This window comes from Paenibacillus phyllosphaerae (assembly GCF_014192105.1).
In the GTDB taxonomy this organism is placed as follows: domain Bacteria; phylum Bacillota; class Bacilli; order Paenibacillales; family Paenibacillaceae; genus Paenibacillus_Z; species Paenibacillus_Z phyllosphaerae.
The window spans coordinates 55759-73502 of record NZ_JACHXK010000009.1 but is presented as its reverse complement, the minus strand read 5'-3'; the positions used below and the strand labels follow the sequence as shown (position 1 = coordinate 73502).

At 55.9% G+C, this 17744-nt stretch carries 18 protein-coding genes; 4 read left to right on the top strand and 14 right to left on the bottom strand.

The features are described 5' to 3' along the window. The first annotated feature begins 184 nt into the window (after positions 1-184). The gene (locus FHS18_RS19105; protein WP_183601689.1) at positions 185-1567 is read left to right on the top strand and encodes a copper amine oxidase N-terminal domain-containing protein; all 1383 of its coding nucleotides are present in this window, start codon (positions 185-187) and stop codon (positions 1565-1567) included. Positions 1568-1760: 193 nt separating this feature from the next. Continuing rightward, positions 1761-2714: an ArsR/SmtB family transcription factor gene (locus FHS18_RS19100; RefSeq protein ID WP_183601688.1), complete on the top strand. Its 954-nt coding sequence runs from the start codon at positions 1761-1763 to the stop codon at positions 2712-2714. 85 nt (positions 2715-2799) lie between these two features. Here FHS18_RS19100 and FHS18_RS19095 read toward each other — a convergent pair whose 3' ends face one another. From FHS18_RS19095 to FHS18_RS19060, 8 genes are all read right to left on the bottom strand, one after another. Beyond that, on the bottom strand, positions 2800-4194 hold the full coding sequence (locus FHS18_RS19095; protein ID WP_183601687.1) for an allantoinase: 1395 nt from the start codon (positions 4192-4194) through the stop codon (positions 2800-2802). Positions 4195-4225: 31 nt separating this feature from the next. Further along, entirely contained in the window at positions 4226-5347 is a 1122-nt protein-coding gene (locus FHS18_RS19090) for an ABC transporter substrate-binding protein (RefSeq protein WP_183601686.1), read from the bottom strand. 37 nt (positions 5348-5384) lie between these two features. Further along, positions 5385-6296 carry an ABC transporter permease gene (locus FHS18_RS19085; RefSeq protein ID WP_183601685.1) on the bottom strand — a complete coding sequence of 304 codons (912 nt, stop codon included), beginning with the start codon at positions 6294-6296 and terminating at the stop codon, positions 5385-5387. After that, complete coding sequence (locus FHS18_RS19080) at positions 6293-7036, bottom strand: ABC transporter ATP-binding protein (protein WP_183601684.1); 744 nt, start codon at positions 7034-7036, stop codon at positions 6293-6295. Before FHS18_RS19080 ends, FHS18_RS19085 begins: the two co-directional genes overlap by 4 nt. A 113-nt stretch (positions 7037-7149) precedes the next feature. Continuing rightward, entirely contained in the window at positions 7150-7833 is a 684-nt protein-coding gene (locus FHS18_RS19075) for a GntR family transcriptional regulator (protein WP_183601683.1), read from the bottom strand. Between the two features lie 299 nt (positions 7834-8132). Next, positions 8133-8552 (bottom strand): GNAT family N-acetyltransferase, encoded by a 420-nt coding sequence (locus tag FHS18_RS19070; RefSeq protein WP_183601682.1) that lies wholly within the window; start codon positions 8550-8552, stop codon positions 8133-8135. A gap of 54 nt (positions 8553-8606) precedes the next feature. Next, the gene (locus FHS18_RS19065; protein WP_183601681.1) at positions 8607-9236 is read right to left on the bottom strand and encodes a TVP38/TMEM64 family protein; all 630 of its coding nucleotides are present in this window, start codon (positions 9234-9236) and stop codon (positions 8607-8609) included. Positions 9237-9372: 136 nt separating this feature from the next. Continuing rightward, positions 9373-9840, bottom strand: coding sequence for a 2-thiouracil desulfurase family protein (locus tag FHS18_RS19060; protein ID WP_183601680.1), 468 nt, complete (start codon positions 9838-9840; stop codon positions 9373-9375). 478 nt (positions 9841-10318) lie between these two features. On the opposite strand from FHS18_RS19060, the gene FHS18_RS19055 reads away from it, so the two are divergent. Then, entirely contained in the window at positions 10319-11503 is a 1185-nt protein-coding gene (locus FHS18_RS19055; protein ID WP_221401389.1) for an oxalate decarboxylase family bicupin, read from the top strand. A gap of 68 nt (positions 11504-11571) precedes the next feature. Here the strand turns inward: FHS18_RS19055 and FHS18_RS19050 are convergent, their stop codons facing one another. The 5 genes from FHS18_RS19050 to FHS18_RS19030 form a co-directional block, all read right to left on the bottom strand. Next, on the bottom strand, positions 11572-12270 hold the full coding sequence (locus FHS18_RS19050; RefSeq protein WP_183601678.1) for a YjjG family noncanonical pyrimidine nucleotidase: 699 nt from the start codon (positions 12268-12270) through the stop codon (positions 11572-11574). A gap of 12 nt (positions 12271-12282) precedes the next feature. Beyond that, the gene (locus FHS18_RS19045) at positions 12283-12774 is read right to left on the bottom strand and encodes a DMT family transporter (protein ID WP_183601677.1); all 492 of its coding nucleotides are present in this window, start codon (positions 12772-12774) and stop codon (positions 12283-12285) included. A 12-nt stretch (positions 12775-12786) separates the two neighbouring features. Continuing rightward, positions 12787-13485, bottom strand: coding sequence for a Crp/Fnr family transcriptional regulator (locus tag FHS18_RS19040; RefSeq protein ID WP_183601676.1), 699 nt, complete (start codon positions 13483-13485; stop codon positions 12787-12789). A 35-nt stretch (positions 13486-13520) separates the two neighbouring features. Then, positions 13521-13946, bottom strand: coding sequence for a DMT family transporter (locus FHS18_RS19035; RefSeq protein ID WP_183601675.1), 426 nt, complete (start codon positions 13944-13946; stop codon positions 13521-13523). Positions 13947-14150: 204 nt separating this feature from the next. Then, positions 14151-14702, bottom strand: coding sequence for a hypothetical protein (locus FHS18_RS19030; RefSeq protein WP_183601674.1), 552 nt, complete (start codon positions 14700-14702; stop codon positions 14151-14153). Positions 14703-15129: 427 nt separating this feature from the next. Between FHS18_RS19030 and FHS18_RS19025 the strand changes: the two genes are divergently transcribed. Continuing rightward, positions 15130-16449, top strand: a complete 1320-nt coding sequence (locus FHS18_RS19025; protein ID WP_183601673.1) for a thermonuclease family protein — start codon at positions 15130-15132, stop codon at positions 16447-16449. 81 nt (positions 16450-16530) lie between these two features. On the opposite strand, the gene FHS18_RS19020 is transcribed toward FHS18_RS19025, so the two are convergent. Beyond that, positions 16531-17496 (bottom strand): NAD(P)-dependent alcohol dehydrogenase, encoded by a 966-nt coding sequence (locus tag FHS18_RS19020; RefSeq protein ID WP_183601672.1) that lies wholly within the window; start codon positions 17494-17496, stop codon positions 16531-16533. Positions 17497-17744: the final 248 nt, after the last annotated feature.

Genomic DNA, 17744 nt, shown 5'->3' with positions numbered 1-17744 from the left:
CGAGCCTTTAGCGCCATTATAAAAGAGGAAGAACTTCAGGATAAAGAGAAAAAACAACTTCACTTTTTTCTGGTTTTCGACAGGTATGACCGTCATGACCGAACGAGTGACGCTGGTAAATGGTCATATGACCGGTCCGTTCCCTATAGTTAAGGCAAGGAAAACATTAAAGGAGGCACTACGAATGAAAGGTTTACGGAAGACATTGCAGACCGCGGCTATTGGAGCGCTAGCGGCGAACAGCTTGCTTGCAGGAGGTATCGCTTGGGGAGCGGACGGTACGACGGGCGCGGCTTTGACCGTGAAAGAATTCCGCTATTTGGACCGCGAACAGGACCGGATCTCGCTGACGCACGCGAACCAGCCGGACGGCACGCGGGATGGCCATTTGAGCTTGCTGGTTGACGCGGGCGAAGGACTCGAGATCAAGTCGATCGTCATGAAGACGGCGGACGACAAAGGTACCGATACGGGCCATGGCATCTGGACGACATGGAAGGAGCCAAGTGACGTCGGCAAATACTTGCTCGCTGTGGAGCATGACGGAAAGACGATCAACGGCACGTTCAAGGAATCGCTCGGAACGTTTAAGGGCGTGAATCAATTCGAACTGTACGGCTCTGATAACAATAGCATGAAGGCCGGCGAGTTTTACTACCTGGAGATCATAACAAGCGCGGGCACGGTCAAAACGGCCGTAACGCCATTCGTCGATGCCGACACTTCGTATGCGCCTGTGCTGATCCGCGAATTCAGCTGGGCCGACCTGAACCAAGATAAAATCTCCATTGCCCAATTCGGCGAAGACGGCAGCACGGACGGGCACTTTAGGCTGAAGCTTGCTTTTGCCCAGAAGACAGAGGTGTTGTCGGTCATTCTGCGCGGCACGGACAAAGACGGCAATGAACAACCAGGCATCTGGCGCACCAATCGCGCAGGCGTCGGCTGGCTGCTCGGACTTATGCAAGGGGATAAAATCATCAACCCTAGCTTCAATAAAGACGTGACGACGCCGGTGGGCAAGTTCCAAGGCACGGTCTCCTTGGACCTGTATGCGAACAACAACGGCTCGATCAAGAATGGCCAGTACTACGTCATCGAGGTGGAGACGCAATTCGGCACGGTCATCTCCAAGCCGATCGAATTCGGGAACCAAGAGTCGATCTATCGCGACGACACGATCTTCCCGTTCAAAACGATCTCGCTGAAGCTCAATTCCAAAGCCGCAACGGTGGACGATCGCAGCGTGCAGCTTCAAGTAGCGCCATTCTCCCTCGACGGCCGCACGATGGTGCCGCTCCGCTTCATCAGCGAAGCATTCGGCGCCAAGGTCGATTGGAATCAGAAGGCGCAACGCGTCACCATTACGAAGGACGGCCAGTCGATCGAACTCGTGATCGATCAGAAGGAAGCCAGCGTCAATGGCGAGACCGTGCTGCTCGATTCGCCGGCCATCTCCCGCAACGAAGTGACGCTGGTGCCGGTGCGGTTCGTCAGCGAGGCGCTGAACATGAAGGTGTTCTTCGATGAAGGCGAGATTTTCATCACGGATGCGAAGGAACAGTAATTTCGCCAACGGCGCAGAAGGTCTGGACTTATCCCAAAGTCCAGACCTTCTGCTGTTTCCTTGCCCCGTAGAAAGCCGTCGATCGCCTAGCAGCTCAGCTTATTCCTGCCTACCGCATTATTGACAACTATAAAGTTGTTGTATTAACCGTATGGTTATATAATGGAGCAAGTATGGAAAGCGAGGACATCCTATGCATATACAAGTAAGCACGAAATATATGAACCTGCTGGAATGCTTCTCCTCCGAGACGCGCGTGCGGATGATCGAGCTGCTCGATGAGCGGCCGATGAGCATTAAGGAGCTGGCCGAGACGCTCGAGATATCGTCGGCGATCGTCACGAAGCATATCCAGAAGATGGAGGAAGGCGGAATCATTGCGACGCAGAGCCTGGCCGGTACGCGCGGAAGCCCGAAGATCTGCTCGCTTGCCGTCGATGCGCTCACGCTGCAGCTTCGTTCCCCGAAAGTGCACGAGGAGATGACGAAGTACAGCGTGGAAATTCCGGTCGGGCAATATTCGGATTACGCCGTCAAGCCGACCTGTGGACTTGCCTCCGAGACCAAGATCCTCGGGCTCGTCGACGACCCCCGTTACTTCTCCGATCCGGAACGGACGAAGGCGGCGCATCTGTGGTTCGGGAGCGGATTCGTGGAATACCGAATCCCGAACTATCTGCACGCAGGCCAGGAAGTCCAGGGCATCGAGATCTCGCTCGAGCTCTGTTCGGAGGCGCCTTATTATAATGAAGACTGGCCGTCCGACATCAGCTTCCTGCTCAATGACATCGAGGTGGGCATGTGGACTTGCCCTGGCGATTTCGGCAGCAAGCGCGCCTTGCTCACCCCTTCCTGGTGGCAGATCGGCACGCAGAACGGCCTGCTCAAGACGCTTTCCGTCCAAGAAAGCGGTACGTATCTGGATGGTACGAGGCTCTCTGACGTCACGGTGCAGGATCTGGGCATCGTCCGCGGAGAGGACTTCCGGCTGAAGCTTGTATCGGATGAGAAAGCGCGCCATTGCGGCGGGATCAGCCTCTTCGGCAAGCAATTCGGCAACTACAACCAGGATATCGTGGTCCATGTCCATTACAAGGATGTCTCGCGGAGCACGGAGCGGATGAGCGAAGCCCAGGTAAGCCAATAATGAAAAGCAAAAACCGGCAATCGCTGGACCAAGTCCAGGATTGCCGCTTTTGTGTTATAGCAAAGGTTCGCGTCATACCGTTACATCACTTACACTTCGCGCCCGCAGACGCCGCGATAAACCGGCCGTCGGCTTCCTCCGTCACGCCGGACTCCGCCGTATAGACCACTTTGCCGCGGCTGATCGTCATCCGTACCTTGCAGCCGAATGTGCGCCCTACATAAGGACTGTGCTTATGCCGGTACAGCAGCTGCTCTCGCTCCAATCGGTACGCCGCGTTCAGATCGATCAGCACCAGATCGGCATCGGCGCCGATCCGTATGCTGCCTTTGGCTGCGTCCAGACCGAAGCGCCTTGCCGGTTCCGCAGACAGCATCCGGCTGAGCTGCGGAAGCGGAATGCCCCGCTTCAGATGGCCTTCATCGATCATCAGTTCCAGCGTGCTTTGCGCCCCGGAGATGCCGCCCCATGCCTCGAACAAGTTCGACGTATCGGCCTTCATCGCGCTATCGCAAGGCGAATGGTCCGAGGCGATCATATCGATCCGCCCGTTCTCCACCGCCCTCCACAACGCTTCCTGTTCTGCGGCGGACCGCAGCGGCGGGGCGCACTTCGCGACGGGTCCCATGTGCGCCAGATCTTCATCTGTGAGTGCCAAATAGTGCGGGCACGTCTCCAGCGTCACGTCTAGCCCTTCCGCCTTCGCCTTCTGAATCACGCCTACCGCTTCACTGCTGCTAATATGGACAAAGTGGAGCGCGCAGCCGGTCAGCCGGGCGAACGACAGCGCCTTCTGGACCGCCTCTACCTCCGCCGCGATCGGACGCGACGCGGAATAATCCGCCGCCGAGACCGTACCGGCCGCCAGCTTCTCCTTCGTCAACTTGGCGACGATCGACTCGCGCTCGGCGTGCAGAGCCAGCACTTTGCCCAGCTTCGCGATGCGCTTCATCCCTTCCAACAACGTCTCGTCGTCTACTTCGCGGAACGCTTCCTCGCTCGGGTCGCCTGGCGCGGACATGAAGGCCTTGAACCCGATCACGCCGGCCTCGCTCATCGGAGCCAGATCATCCAGATGGCCTGGAACCAAGCCGCCCCAACAGGCATAGTCCACATGGGAGCTGCCGTTGGCGCAGTCCATCTTCAACTGCAGCGCGCGGACCGACACCGTCGGCGGAATGCCGTTCAGCGGCATATCCAGATACGCCGTGCAGCCGCCGGCGGCAAGCGCCGCCGATCCGCTGCGGAATCCCTCCCATGCTTCGAGTCCGGGTTCGTTCAGATGGACATGCGCATCGATCATACCGGCCATCAGGAACAGTCCCCGTGCCTCGATAACGGCATCCGCCGTCTTCGTTTCCATCGCTCCGCTTGCTGCGATAGCCGCAATTTTCCCTGACCGGATGCCCAGATCGGCTGCTCGTACTTCATGCTCCAGGACGACGTTAGCCCCGCGGATGATTTGATCGAATAACGCCATAGCGATGGCCTCCCCTCATCCCTGATGCGAATTATTTCAGTTCGGTCTTGATCAGCGTTGCATCCAGCGCTTGCAGCAAGCTCAGATCGTGATACGATGCGGATTCCGGTGTCGACTTGATGTTGCCGACCGATTCCAGGTACTCGCCGACGGCCGGGCCGTTGCTGCCATTGACGTACGTATCGTTAACCTCCATCGAGTAAACGTTGCGGTTCATGATCTCCTTCAGCTCTTCCTCGCTCAGGTGCAGCTCGGGAGCCAGAATCTTGATCGCTTCGTCGCGGTTATCGTTGATGTAATCCGTCGCTTTCTTCAGCGCGCCAAGCACGGCTTTGATCGTATTCGGGTTCTTCTCCAGGTAGCCGTCGGTCACCTGAATCGTCGTGTGCACGCTCATCCAGTTAACGTCGCCCTGCTTCTCCGGCAGCTCGCTCTTCGTGCCGCTGAACAGGAACTTGCCGCCGCCTTGGATCGCCTTCGTAATGAACGGTTCCCACGCGGCCATCGCGTCGATGTCGCCGTTCTGCAGGGCAACGACCGCGTCGCTCGGCGCCAGGTTGACGAATTTGATTTTGCTCACGTCGACGCCCAGTTCCTTGCCCATATTATCGATGGCGATCTTCACGTCCGCGCCGTTCGGGATGCCGATCGTCTTGCCTTCCAGATCCTTGGCGCTCGCAAGTTCCAGATCTTTCGCGCCGACGACCGCCTGCGTTCCCGCGATTTGCGCGAGGGGCGCAACGATTTTGACGCCGATGCCGTTCGACTTCAGAATAATATCCATGAAGTTCGTCTGAATGCTCACCGCCGCGCTGCCGCCCGATACCATCGGCCCGATGTCCGGTCCGCTCTCGATCAGCTTGCTCGTCACGTTAAGGCCCGCTTCCTTGAAGTAGCCCAGCTTGTCGGCGATGATCTGCTGCGAAGAGATTTGCGCGTCCCGTACGCCGATCAGTTCGAGATCCGTCGTCTCCAGCGCGGCGCCGTCGTCCGTATTCGTGTTCGTAGAGGCCGGCTCCGAGGTGGAGGCTGCGGTCGATTCGGTCGTGGATGCATTGGTGCCGGAATTGCCATTGTTGCCGCCGCAAGCAGCGAGCATGACGGCGGTTAAGGATAGGATGAGACAGGATTGAAGCCAACTTTTTCTCTTCATACGGTTTCCCTCCAAGGAATTAGTTTCTCTCTTCGCGCTAACCTTTCTCGACGGCTTCTCGCATGCCGCCCCTCCTCCAAGCGAGCACCCTCCTCTCAAGCAGCTTCAGAAGCCCATGGAACAGGCTGTATTCAATGCCGATCAGAATGATGGCAACGAACATATTGCTAATCTTGAAATAGTTGCGGGCATCGACGATGATGTAGCCCAAGCCTGAATCCGCCCCCATCATCTCCGCGACGATGAGCGCCGAGAACGAGAGGCCCAGACTGATCTGCGCGCCGATCAGCAGATTCGGCACCGCCGAGGGGATCATCACCCGCGTGAACACCTGCCGCTGCGAAGCGCCTAAGCTCAGCGCCGAACGAATCAAGGTCGACGGCACGGATTTGAACCCCTCGAGCGTATTGACCAGCACCGGCACGAACGTCGTCCAGGCGATGAGCAGCACCTTCGGAAACTCGCCGATGCCGAACCAGATGATGAATAACGGCAGCAGCGCGAGCGCCGGAATCGGGCTGACGAGCGACAGGATCGGGGAGACCCATCGCTCCAGCTGCTGGAATTTGCTCATAAGCACCGCGAGCAGAATAGCGGCGAAGGTCCCGATCGCGAAACCGAATGCGATGCGGATGGAGCTCGCTACCAGGCTGTCGACGATAATGCCCGTCTTGGCGAGCGCCCAGCCATCGGAGAGCAGCAGCGAAGGGGCCGGGAGGAACAACGGATTGAACAGCTTCAGGCTCCCGTTCAGCTGCGAGAAGATTTCCCAGACGACGAAGAACAGGACATACGGGATGAGATTCCATCGTGCCGAACGGGTAGGACGCGTCTTCTTCCCATTCTTGCTCTTGCTTGCAGCGGCAAGCGGCGTTTCGGAGGCCGCAGTCACAGCCGATAGGCCGGCTGCCGGCGGATTATTCAGCGTCTCGGGCTGTAAGTCGCTCATGCCAACGCCTCCTCTTCATCCTTCATGAGCACCCGCTCGATGCGGGCCATCGCCTCGCCGAAGCCCGGCGATTCGTACGTCCGCGGATGGGCGATGCCGATCTCGAAGATATCCGCGATCTCCCCATGCTTCATCACCACGACGCGATCGGCGAGATAGACGGCTTCGCTGATGCTGTGCGTCACGAACAGGATCGTCGGACGCAGCTTTTCGTAGATGCGCCGGAGCTCCCGCTGCATCATATCCCGGGTGAGAATGTCGAGCGCGCCGAACGGTTCATCCATGAGCAGAATGTCCGGGCTGCTCGCTAGCGCCCTGGCGATCCCGACGCGCTGCTTCATGCCGCCCGACAGCTCTGCCGGATAATGGTTCGCGTAAGATTCCAGACCGACCAGGCTCAGGAACGACTGGGCCGCCTCCCTCGCCTTCTTCTTCGGCATGCCCTGCACTTCCGGGCCGAAGGAGATATTCTCGATCACCGTGCACCAAGGGAACAGCGCATGATCCTGGAACACCATCCCCCTCGCCTTCGAAGGGCCTTCGATCGGCACGCCATCCACGCGGATCTGTCCCTCGTCGGGAAACAAATAGCCGGCGACCATATTAAGCAGCGTCGATTTGCCGCAGCCGCTATGGCCAAGTATGCAGACGAACTCATTCTCGCGTACCGTCAAATTGACATCCTGCAGAATCCGCCTGTCTCCGAAACGTTTGCCCACCTGCTCGACCGATAATTTCATGCCCTCACCCCATCTTTAACGTCGTCGTGCACTGCGTTGTATCCGATCGTTCCGCCATATCAGATACAAAATTGTATACAATGCTGGCCAAAAAAATGGACAGCGCTTTGCCGTTACGTATGCGCCTGCCGCTCGGTCTTAAAAATGTCCGCCAGCGATAACAAGCGGTCCTCCGATTGCTCGAACCGCAGCGAATCCTCCAGCTCCTGCAGATGCTCCCGCATGAGACGTTCTGCCGTTACCGCGTCTTGCCGGCGGATGGCATCCAGAATCCGGTGATGGTCCATGCAAGCCTTCATCTGCTGCTCGCCGTAGAGCGCGATAATCACGTACGTTAACGAGATGAGCTCCTCCAGACTGCGGCTGTAATACGAGTTATTCGATAATTCAGCCAATTTGAGATGGAATGAGCCCGTAATGCTGATCGCGCCGAAAATATCTCCGTTCGCCTGCGCCTCATGCTCCTTTTCGAGCAGAATGCCCAGCTCTTCGATCTGCTGCTCCGTCAGCCGTCCGCACAGCTTGCGAACAACGGCCGCTTCGATCACCTGGCGCATCTCGAATACTTCCTTCGCTTCCTGGATCGTCGGGCAAGAGACGAATGCCCCGCGGTACGGGATCATCGTCACGAGCTTCTCGCTCGCCAGCTTGCGGACGACATTGCGGACAGGCGTGCGGCTCACGCCGAACGATTCGGCCAGTACCTCCTCGACCAGCTGCATATTGGGCCGCAGCTTTTGTTCAATGATGGCCTGTTTGATCGATCTATATATCTCCTGCTCATGCTCCAGCCCCATGAGTTCGTTCCCCTTCCTTGAGCAGCGTTGTTGTAGGCTTAATGGCTACGCAGATCATATGCCAAATTTAGGTATTACGTCAATATTCCTCACACATGGATGAGGAGGATTTTGTTTTTTAAAACAAAATGTTGCATGATCTTCGTCATCTCAGCCAAAATTCTTCATATACCTAACATTGATATGACGTAAATTAGTGAGATCGCGCATATTTGTCCCTTGCCTTAGCTTGTAGCGAGTCGGTAAAAGAAATAGCGGTATTCCAGGACGTATGAAGTCCCAGAATACCGCTATTGGCGCTACTGCTTGGCATATCGCACACACATGAACCGCTCTACGCCCGGATATTTCTCGCCCAGGCTCGTCACTTGAAACCCGATTCTCTCATAAAAGCCGACGGCCTCATGGTCCGTCTCCGCCTTCAGGCAGCCGATCTGCCGAGTCTTCATCAATTCCTCGATCATCGCTTGCCCCATGCCTTGCCTCCTGAAGTCCCGCTTAATCGCCAGATGCTTCAAGACGGACACGCCTGGCGATTCTTGCTCGATGCCGGCCAGCCCCACGAGTTGACCGCCTTGGACGATGCCCAGCAGTTCGCTCGAATGGCTGGCGGCATAATTGGCGTAAGCTTCGGCGATTCGCCGCTCATCCGGCCACATACATGCCGAGAGCAGCTGCTTCACTTCACTCGCGTCCGGATAATCCAGTAGATCGATCAAGCGGATTCACGCCCTCTCGTATGGAAGAATAGGAAGCCGTATGTATGGCCTGCTTCAACGCATGATTTGCTGAGCCTCATCCTCCGCGATCTCGCGCGAGAACTTCGACTCCACCCATTTGCTAATAAGGAACGACGCGACTACGAACAGCAGCACATAGGCAAGCTCCGCCGGATGCTCCAGGAACCGGCTCACATCGTGACCGACGATCGAGACCGCCATGACCATCACCGCTTTGCCGAACGCGATCGCGATGAGGAAGGACCGCAGCGGCATCCGCGCGAGGGCGGCCGCGATATTAATGACGACGAACGGGCCAACCGGGGACAAACTGAGCAGGAATACATAGCCGAATGCGTTGCGCTGCACCCACGCCATGCTTTTGCGGACCTTCGGCTTGCGCGCCCACTTATCCGCATAGGGGTGGTCGCTGAGCTTCCGGAAGATGAGGAACGTGGTCAGGCAACCTGCGATCATTCCGATCCATGAATACAGGAAGCCGAGCCACAAGCCGTAAACTGCGGCATTCACGCCGACGATGATAAGCGTAGGCAGCGGCGGCACGAACGACTTCATGAACGTCAGCAGCATGCCGGGGATCGGCCCGAGCGAACGGTACTGATCCAGGAAGCGCCTCAGATCCTCTTCCGTAAGCGAGGTCAGCGTATCGACAAGGGATGACATCTTTCTTCCCTTCTTTCTTGTTACCGATTGGAGTTGCCTCAACACTAACATATAGGACTGCCTCTATTGTAGCGGATTGCCTGGCGGTAAGGAATACGCGCCGAGGCGAATAGACGCGGCCTGTCGCTCCTCCCGCTTATTCTATGCCGGACAGGTAATCCGCAAGCTCCAGTTCGGAGATCACGCGAATGCCGCTGCGCTGAAGAAGCGCCGCCGTGACGCCGTGGCCGGCAATCCGTCTTCCCCGGAAGGTCCCGTCATAGATCATCCCGCTTCCGCAGGAGGGACTATTCGCCTTCAGCACGACGACGGTGGCGCCAACCTCCCGCGCATGCCTAAGCGCCAGGTTCGCCCCTAACACGAATTGCTCCGTTACATCCTCGCCGGAGCTCGTAACTACGCTCGCCCGCCCATCCAATACCGCATACCCGTCGCCGCCTTGAATCTCGGCAGGCTCGCGCGGTATAGCCAATCCGCCGAGCAGCTCCGGACAGACCGTGACAGCCTGCTTCGTCTCCAGCAGCTTCGCGATCGTCTCATCGAGGCAGTCTGTTCCGTTGTAGCGAACCGCCAGGCCAGCCAGGCAGGAGCTTACTAGCATCATCGTCGCTAACCCCCTTAATGATTTATCGCATCAACAATCCCGATTTTCCGTCTAGCTAGTTCCATTCTACCATGAAATTTCTAGCATTCTTGAATAGTTATGCACCATTCATCCACATGTGGAGTTGTGGATATTGTGGAGAACTATGTGGATAGCTTGGAACCATTTTGTTGGAAAACGGGGCGATCCGATGCTCCTTTTGGTTAATAAATCCATTAACGCCGTGAAATTGTGTACAATCTTTCTAATTTTCTTCAATTATCCACAGTGTCGGGCAAGAAAAATGATACCGCTTTCTTTTTCATGTGGTTAAATATTCAACCCTTGTGGAGAGAATCAAGCCGTTCAGCCGGGACGGCAGGCCTATCTATGTTTCCTCCAGCCGTTGTCATTTCCGCTCGAAAAGCTTCATATGCTTCGCAAGGAGAAGGATGGAGCCGGACTTGTTTCATCCCGTTAATGAAATGAGGTGAGCGTGTTGACCAACCGCAAGGAAGACAACAACGCCATTCCGCAGCCGATCCGCGGCGACGGTGCCGGATGGGTCGACCTCGGGCCGCGCGATGTGATGCGCGACCGCGAGAACCCGGACCTGCTCGTGCCGCCGAAGACCGATAGCGGACTCATCCCGAATATGCGCTACGCTTACTCGGATACGCATATGCAGCTCAATCACGGCGGTTGGTCGCGCGAGATTACCGCGCGCGAGCTGCCGATCGCGACCACGCTTGCCGGCGTCAACATGGCCCTTACCCCCGGCGGCGTACGGGAGCTGCATTGGCATCAGCAGGCGGAATGGTCCTACATGATCGGCGGCAAAGCCCGCATTACGTCCGTGGATCAGAACGGCCGCAACTTCATAGCCGACGTGGAAGCCGGCGATCTATGGTATTTTCCGCCAGGGCTGCCGCATTCCATTCAAGGTCTGGAGGGCGGCTGCGAATTTCTGCTCGTCTTCGACGACGGCAACTTCTCGGATCTGAACACCCTCTCGATCTCCGATTGGTTCGCCCACACGCCGAAGGACGTGCTGTCCGCCAACTTCGGCGTGCCGATCAGCGCATTCGACGGCATTCCGAAGGACCAAGTGTACATTTATCAAGATAAAGTGCCAGGCCCGGTCGATACGCAAGCCATCAGCTCGCCGTACGGCACGATACCGCTCAGCTTCAAGCATCAGCTGCTGAAGCAGCCCGCCCAGCGTTTCCCCGGCGGCTGCGTACGGATCGTGGATTCCACCAACTTCCCGATCTCCGTCGCGATTGCGGCGGCGCTCGTCGAGATCGAGCCCGGCGGCATGCGCGAGCTGCACTGGCATCCCAATAACGACGAATGGCAGTACTATTTGACCGGCCAGGCGCGCATGACGGTGTTCGGCGGCAACGGTGCGGCGCGCACGTTCGATTATCGCGCCGGCGACGTCGGTTACGTGCCTTTTGCCTACGGACATTATATTCAGAACACGGGGACGGAATCCGTCTGGTTCCTCGAGATGTTCAAGAGCGACCGCTTCCAGGACGTATCGCTGAACCAATGGATGGCGCTCACGCCGAAACAGCTTGTCGAAGGGAATCTGCATGCCAGTCCGGAGCTGATGGGAAGTCTGAGGAAAGAAAAATGGCCGGTCGTCAAATATCCCGGCTTCAGTTATTTTCCAAAATGAAACAGTTAACGCCTTCCATGATAGGAATAGAAAAAGGCCTGCACCGTCTTCGATGGCGCAGGCTCGTTTCATTCCGGAGTCGTGTACACGATCTGATCCAACTCATCCCAGCCGTGAATCTCGTAGGTCGGCTCGATGCCGGTCGCATTCGCCTTCCGCTCCGGATTGAACCAACATGTATCGAGGCCCGCCAGCTGCCCGCCCTTAATATCTGCCGTGAGCGAATCTCCGATGATGAGCGTACGAGGCAGCGCAAGATTCGGAATCCGCGCAAAGACGTAATCGAAGTATTCCTTCATCGGCTTCTGGTAGCCGGTCGCCTCGGAGACGAATACGTCCTTGAAGAACGGATGCAGACCCGAGCTTCGCAGCCGTTTGTCCTGCGTCTTGGATACGCCGTTCGTCACGATATAGAGGTCAAAATCCGGCTGCAGGCGGGTGACCAACTCCATCGCGCCGATAATCAGCTGGTTGCCTTCCTCCAGGAAACCGCGGTACTTCTGCTCCATCAAGATGCCGTCCACTTCTTGCCCGAAAGCTTGGAACAGCCGCGCATACCGGGTATTGAGCACCTCTTCGCGCGAGATGCGGCCCTCTTCGAAGTCGCGCCACAGTCCTTGATTAATAGTGCGGTACGCCGCTTCGAGTTCCTCCGTAAGCGCCATCTGCTGCGCTTCGAACAGCAGCCGCAGCGCGAGCTTCTCCGCCGCGCGGAAATCGAGCAGCGTATCATCGACATCGAACAGCAGCGTATCGTATCTTTTCATCCTGATCTCCCCTTATGAATGAGCTTCCTTTACGTTGGCGCGCGCGTGGACCGGCTCTTGCTCCCGCGTCGTCCCGCCAAGCTTGAACACGATGACGCCTCCGACAATGACGAGCACGCCGATCAGCTGCTTGGCCGTGAACGGCACCTGCTCGAGACCGAACAAGCCGAGCGAATCCCACAGCAGCGCGGTACCCAGCTGAGCCGTCAGCGCAATGGCGATCGCATACGTCGGACCGAGCAGCCGCATGCTTTGGACCAGACAGGTGACGACGCCTACGCCGATAATGCCGCTAAAGCAGAACCATAGCTGCATGTGCTGCAGCTGAAACATCTTGCTCCCTTCGAAGATCAGGCCGCACGTCAGCGAGGCCGCGAATCCCATGCCCAGCACAAGCGTCGTCGTCGCCCAGGAACCGGTCCGCTCGTTCACCTTGCTGTTGAAAATATTTTGCACCGCCACCAATGCCCCTGCGACCAGCGCCATGATTAACCCTACCAGCATAACTGCATTCTCCTATTCATAGATGTTCTCGCTCGCGCGCTTCCGGAGCCCTTCCTTATCCTTCACGACAATGACGCCCTTGCGCCGCTCGAGCAATCCTTCAGCGCAGAACTGCTGGATAATCCGGTTCATGTGTCGGTAGCTGGTGCCGATCAGATTCGCCGCGTCCTTCAGCTGATCCGTGCGCAGCTTCCCGTGGAACCGGGTATCCGACTCGTCAAAACAGACGGACAGCATGTAGCTGGCCAGCCGCACCTCGACCGGATAGAGCAGATTGAAGCTGAACGCGTTCGACTTGATCGTGAATTTGCGCGTAATGATCTCGAGCAGGAACTGCAGCAGCGGCGCATGATCCTTCCCGTACTTGCGCAGCCATTTGTAAGGAATGACGATCATGTGGACCGGCGTCACCGCCTCGACCGTGTTATGGATGTCCGTCCCCCGGATATATTCGATATCCCCGATGACTTCGATCGGCGTCTTGAAGGACAGAATGATCGCGCGGCCTTCCGCCGTATTCGTATAAATCTTCAGTTTGCCCTTCACCAGCACATAGAGCTGCTGCGGAGTCTCGCCCTGCGAACAGACGAACTCGCCTGGTTCGTACCCATATAAGGACAGATGCGGCAGCAGCGCCTCCGGCAGAACCGTCTCGAGCTGAGGCATGGCCAAATACTGCTGAAGCAGCATGGCATCCGCTATCTCTTTCATCGCGCGCTTCCCCTCCCAAAAACCTCGTACCCCTATTAAACGCTGAGAATGACGACGCCCGCAATCATCATTCCGATTCCGATAAACTGCGGCAGCCTCATCCGCTGCTTGGCCACGCCGAACCAGCCGTTGCTGTCGATCGCGAACGTCACGCCAAGCTGGGCGATCAAGAGCGCCGCGATCGAGATCGTCACGCCGATTTCTTCGATCGCCTTCACGTTGCTGAATATAATAATGGCCGCAAATGCGCCGCCGAACAAGTACCACGGCTTCACCTGTTTATAATCCTGCAGCTTGCCGTCCCGCATGAACAGCAGAATGATGAGGGCGACGATAAACCCCGTGAACTGGGTCAGGGCCGCCGCCTGCCACGTGCCGATCGACTGGCTGATCTGCGTATTCGCCACCCCTTGCAGCGTGATGAAAGCTCCGCCGAGAATGGCGAATAGAGCTCCTCTCATGTTATCTTCTCCCCTTACGCTTCATGTTCTTCACTTATTAAACGCCATCTCGGGCCGGTTTAGAAAGGACATATGTCCTCAATTGGTTCAGATAGGCGGATGATCCGCGGCCGCAGCTTTGAGGCATCGCCCTCATAAAAACAAAAGACCGGAGTCCCTACAGCCCTGCGGCTGTCGACTCCCGTCTTTTAATGTGTCCATTTTTTAGACGTATTCGATCTCTTCCCGATCTTCCGTGCGATCGTATCGGATCCAGCTCATCGCCTCGATGCCGAGCAGCGCTTTGAATTGCTCCACGGCTACGAAATCGTCTTCATCGAAGGTCAGATCACCGGCCAGCAGCTCTTGAATCGCCGCAATCTTCGCGTCATCCAGCCCGAACAGCTTGAATGCTTCGGCATCCGGATTCTGATTCTCGTAGTCCTCGAGCTCAAGCGGCTGATCATTCATATCCAGCAACTCGCCGAGATCCTCGCCGATCAACTCATAGATCACCTGCAGATTCGAGACAATCTCGCCTTGATGGTGGATTTCGAAGCCCCAGCCATGATCCTCCAGATGGAAGAAATATAAAACCGGACAATGCGCCGACAGCGCCTCCAGCTCTTCCGACGCGCCTAGCTCTCCATCCTCCGTCGTGAAGAACGCCAACCAATTCTCGCCCAGCGGAAGCAGCGGCGTGCCCGAAGGCAGATGCTCTATCAGCTTCGCTTTGTCTGCCGTCCGAATGATATTGCCATACGTAAACTCGCTCATCTATGCACACCTCATCCGATTAGTGGTTAACCCTACTAAAGATAACACATTTCGGAAATGGCGGCCTACTACTAGTTTAGGGCGTGAAAGATTCACGGTCATATACTTGTCTTGCCGACATCTGATTTCCCTATCGGTTGCAATTGAAACTTCCTGTCAAAACTTACAATTGGTATGATAGGCGTAATAACTATTATCGAGCAGGAGGCAATCTACGAAGAATATGAAAAGCAGATTAAACTTATTTTTCTTCCTTGCGGTTATTTTCATACTGTCGACAATCGCTAGCCCCGTAGTCAGTGTTGTATCCGCGGAATCCGCAATCGCTGAAGAATCAACGAATGCGGTAAAAACGAAAGCGGAAGTAATACGCGTCCTTGACGGGATGTATGTGGAGGTTAAGTATCGGGATGCGGAGGGAAGCGTAGTGACGGAGCCTGTACGTCTTGCCGCTCTGTCCCCGATTCGCAATGGCATGGATGCCACAAGTTACATGAGGAGCCTGCTGCCCGCCGGCTCGTCCATCATGATTGATTTTAGGGGAGAACGGGATCGTAATAAGCATTATTGGGCTGCGCTTTATTTGGAGGACGGGACGTTTGTTAACGAACTGCTGGTGAGATCGGGCTATGCGAAGATAACGGTGAACGGCCCTTATGATTCACTCGCAGAGCAGTTTAGACCGCTTGTTGAAGAGGCCATGCTACACAAGAAAGGCGTCTGGGGAATTACTGATCCTTATTATAAACAATCCGTAAAAATGATAAGCATTGATGGCGAAGCAGCTATCGTCACCATGAACGGAGAGCTGTGGGTCTGGGGGCAATTCTTTGAGAAACCGACGCGTATACTTACAGGGGTCGTTCAAGCACGGACCGATTGGGACACCGGCGCGGCGCTCAAGAAGGATGGCACGGTATGGGTATGGGGCTTTAATAACGCCGCGGGCTGGGGAAACGGAGAACAAGCGTATGAAGTAACCATAGTGCCGCAGCAGGTAAAAGGTTTGTCTAACATCCTATCATTAGAGAAAAACAATTCTTCAACCATCGTCATCGACCGAAGCGGTAACGTATTCGGCTGGGGCTCTAACTTTAATGGGAGATTGGGCCAAATGGATTTTGGCCCTTCGAATATTATCTACTCCAAACCGTTCAAGCTGCCGTGGACAAATGTGAAGGAAGTTAAGATCGGCTTCCCCTTTACGATCGTCGTCAAGAAGAATGGTACGGTGTGGCAAACAGCTCCTGATTCCGACCAACTCGTTCAATTGCAAGAGCTGCGCAATGTTGTTACGGTGGCGACGAGCAACACAGCCGCTCTCGCTCTTCGTAAAGACGGTACGGTCTGGGGTTGGGGCCAATGGAATAACGGGATATTCGGGAACCAAGGGCTATTTACCGAAAGACCTCAACAAATAGCCGGGCTCAGTCAAATAGCCAAAATCGAGTCGGGAATGTTCCATTTCTTCGCGATTGATGTCAAAGGCAATCTTTTCGGTTGGGGGAATAACGAATTCGGTGAACTCGGTTCAACTTCGATTGGCGATCGAATCGAAAAACCAATCCGAATCCCTCTCATGTCAGGGATTAACCAAGTAGCCGCGGCGTCGGAGAAATCACTCTTCCTGAAGCGTGACGGCACACTATGGGGAGTCGGCCACAGTCCTTACTCGCTATTCGGCGAGGACTATTATGAAAAGTATGACCTCAAATACCATCAGCTGACGCAGCTAAAGATTCAATAACGCAACTGAAGTGAAGTGAGCATCTGCAGAAATAAAGCGGTAGTTGTGAACGCAAGTATAAACCAAACTACCGCTTCTTGTTTAATGCACAACCTGAATGACGACATTCCCCTTCTTGCGCCCCGTGTCCACGTAACGATGCGCTTCCACGATCTGCTCAAGAGAGTAACAACGATCGATGACCGGCCGCAGCTCCCCCGCCTCCAGGCGTGCCTTGAGAAAAAGCAAATCCTCTTGTTTTTCCCTCTCCGTTCGAGTTCTCAGCTTCTTGCCGCTGCTCATTCTCAACCACAGTCCATTGACTCCCGGAGAGAGCCCAACGCTGTATGAGCTTACATAATAGCCTTGGGGCTTCAGCGCCTTGATCCCGCTCGCGAACCTGCTCTTGCCCACCGTATCGAAGATAAGGTCATACTGCTCGCCAAACTGCGAGAAATCCGACTTCGTATAATCGATGACGTGCTTCGCGCCTAATGCCTTCACCATCGCGACGTTGTCTGTGCTGCATACGGCGGTTACTTCTGCGCCGAAAAGGGCAGCGAGCTGAACCGCATAGGTGCCCACGCTACCGGATGCGCCATAGATAAGAACCTGTTGCCCCGGCTTGATCCCTCCTGCCCGCAGATATCGCAAGGCCGTTCCTCCGCCGATCGGCACGGCCGCAGCCTCCGTGTAATCGAGATTAGACGGCTTCAATGCGATGATGCCATCCTCAGGCAGACATCGGTACTCCGCATAGGCCCCGAAGCCGAATCCGCAGGAGGCGAAAATGGCATCGCCTATTTGGTAACGCGTAATCTTGCTCCCTATGGCTTCGACCTCGCCAGACAGCTCGAAGCCTAGAGTTTGCACTCTCGAAGGTTTTACCAGCCCGTTGAAGAGTCTGGCCGCGAATGGATCTGCCCTGCGCATTCTGCAATCCCCCGCCGTTACGGATGTAGCATGGATTTTCACTAAGATTTCATGATCTTTGGGGACAGGCTTGGCTACCTCGCGAATCTTCAATACGTCTGGTGGTCCATATGCCCCATATAAGACTGCCTTCATCCTACCCCCTACTTTCTCCTCGATATCATCCCTCATCCATATGAGATACGGTGTTCCGGATGAAGAAGTCTCGTTCACTCGGTTTTTTATGCTGGTGAAACTCAGGATATGCTCCTTTCCATGAATCCTTTATAGATCTCAGATCTCCAGTCAAAATGCTTCGCGCCGGTTCGGGCAGCCGGCCTTGCTGATCACGAAGTAGCATACGCCTCCAATGCAACCACCAAAAAACAACCGTTCCTCCCTGG

Excerpts from the sequence above, each read along its gene's own strand:
- FHS18_RS19105 (WP_183601689.1), top strand. The coding sequence starts at position 185 with ATGAAAGGTTTACGGAAGACATTGCAGACCGCGGCTATTGGAGCGCTA.
- FHS18_RS19100 (WP_183601688.1), top strand. The coding sequence starts at position 1,761 with ATGCATATACAAGTAAGCACGAAATATATGAACCTGCTGGAATGCTTC.
- FHS18_RS19095 (WP_183601687.1), bottom strand. The coding sequence starts at position 4,194 with ATGGCGTTATTCGATCAAATCATCCGCGGGGCTAACGTCGTCCTGGAG.
- FHS18_RS19090 (WP_183601686.1), bottom strand. The coding sequence starts at position 5,347 with ATGAAGAGAAAAAGTTGGCTTCAATCCTGTCTCATCCTATCCTTAACC.
- FHS18_RS19085 (WP_183601685.1), bottom strand. The coding sequence starts at position 6,296 with ATGAGCGACTTACAGCCCGAGACGCTGAATAATCCGCCGGCAGCCGGC.
- FHS18_RS19080 (WP_183601684.1), bottom strand. The coding sequence starts at position 7,036 with ATGAAATTATCGGTCGAGCAGGTGGGCAAACGTTTCGGAGACAGGCGG.
- FHS18_RS19075 (WP_183601683.1), bottom strand. The coding sequence starts at position 7,833 with ATGGGGCTGGAGCATGAGCAGGAGATATATAGATCGATCAAACAGGCC.
- FHS18_RS19065 (WP_183601681.1), bottom strand. The coding sequence starts at position 9,236 with ATGTCATCCCTTGTCGATACGCTGACCTCGCTTACGGAAGAGGATCTG.
- FHS18_RS19060 (WP_183601680.1), bottom strand. The coding sequence starts at position 9,840 with ATGATGCTAGTAAGCTCCTGCCTGGCTGGCCTGGCGGTTCGCTACAAC.
- FHS18_RS19050 (WP_183601678.1), bottom strand. The coding sequence starts at position 12,270 with ATGAAAAGATACGATACGCTGCTGTTCGATGTCGATGATACGCTGCTC.
- FHS18_RS19045 (WP_183601677.1), bottom strand. The coding sequence starts at position 12,774 with ATGCTGGTAGGGTTAATCATGGCGCTGGTCGCAGGGGCATTGGTGGCG.
- FHS18_RS19040 (WP_183601676.1), bottom strand. The coding sequence starts at position 13,485 with ATGAAAGAGATAGCGGATGCCATGCTGCTTCAGCAGTATTTGGCCATG.
- FHS18_RS19035 (WP_183601675.1), bottom strand. The coding sequence starts at position 13,946 with ATGAGAGGAGCTCTATTCGCCATTCTCGGCGGAGCTTTCATCACGCTG.
- FHS18_RS19030 (WP_183601674.1), bottom strand. The coding sequence starts at position 14,702 with ATGAGCGAGTTTACGTATGGCAATATCATTCGGACGGCAGACAAAGCG.
- FHS18_RS19020 (WP_183601672.1), bottom strand. The coding sequence starts at position 17,496 with ATGAAGGCAGTCTTATATGGGGCATATGGACCACCAGACGTATTGAAG.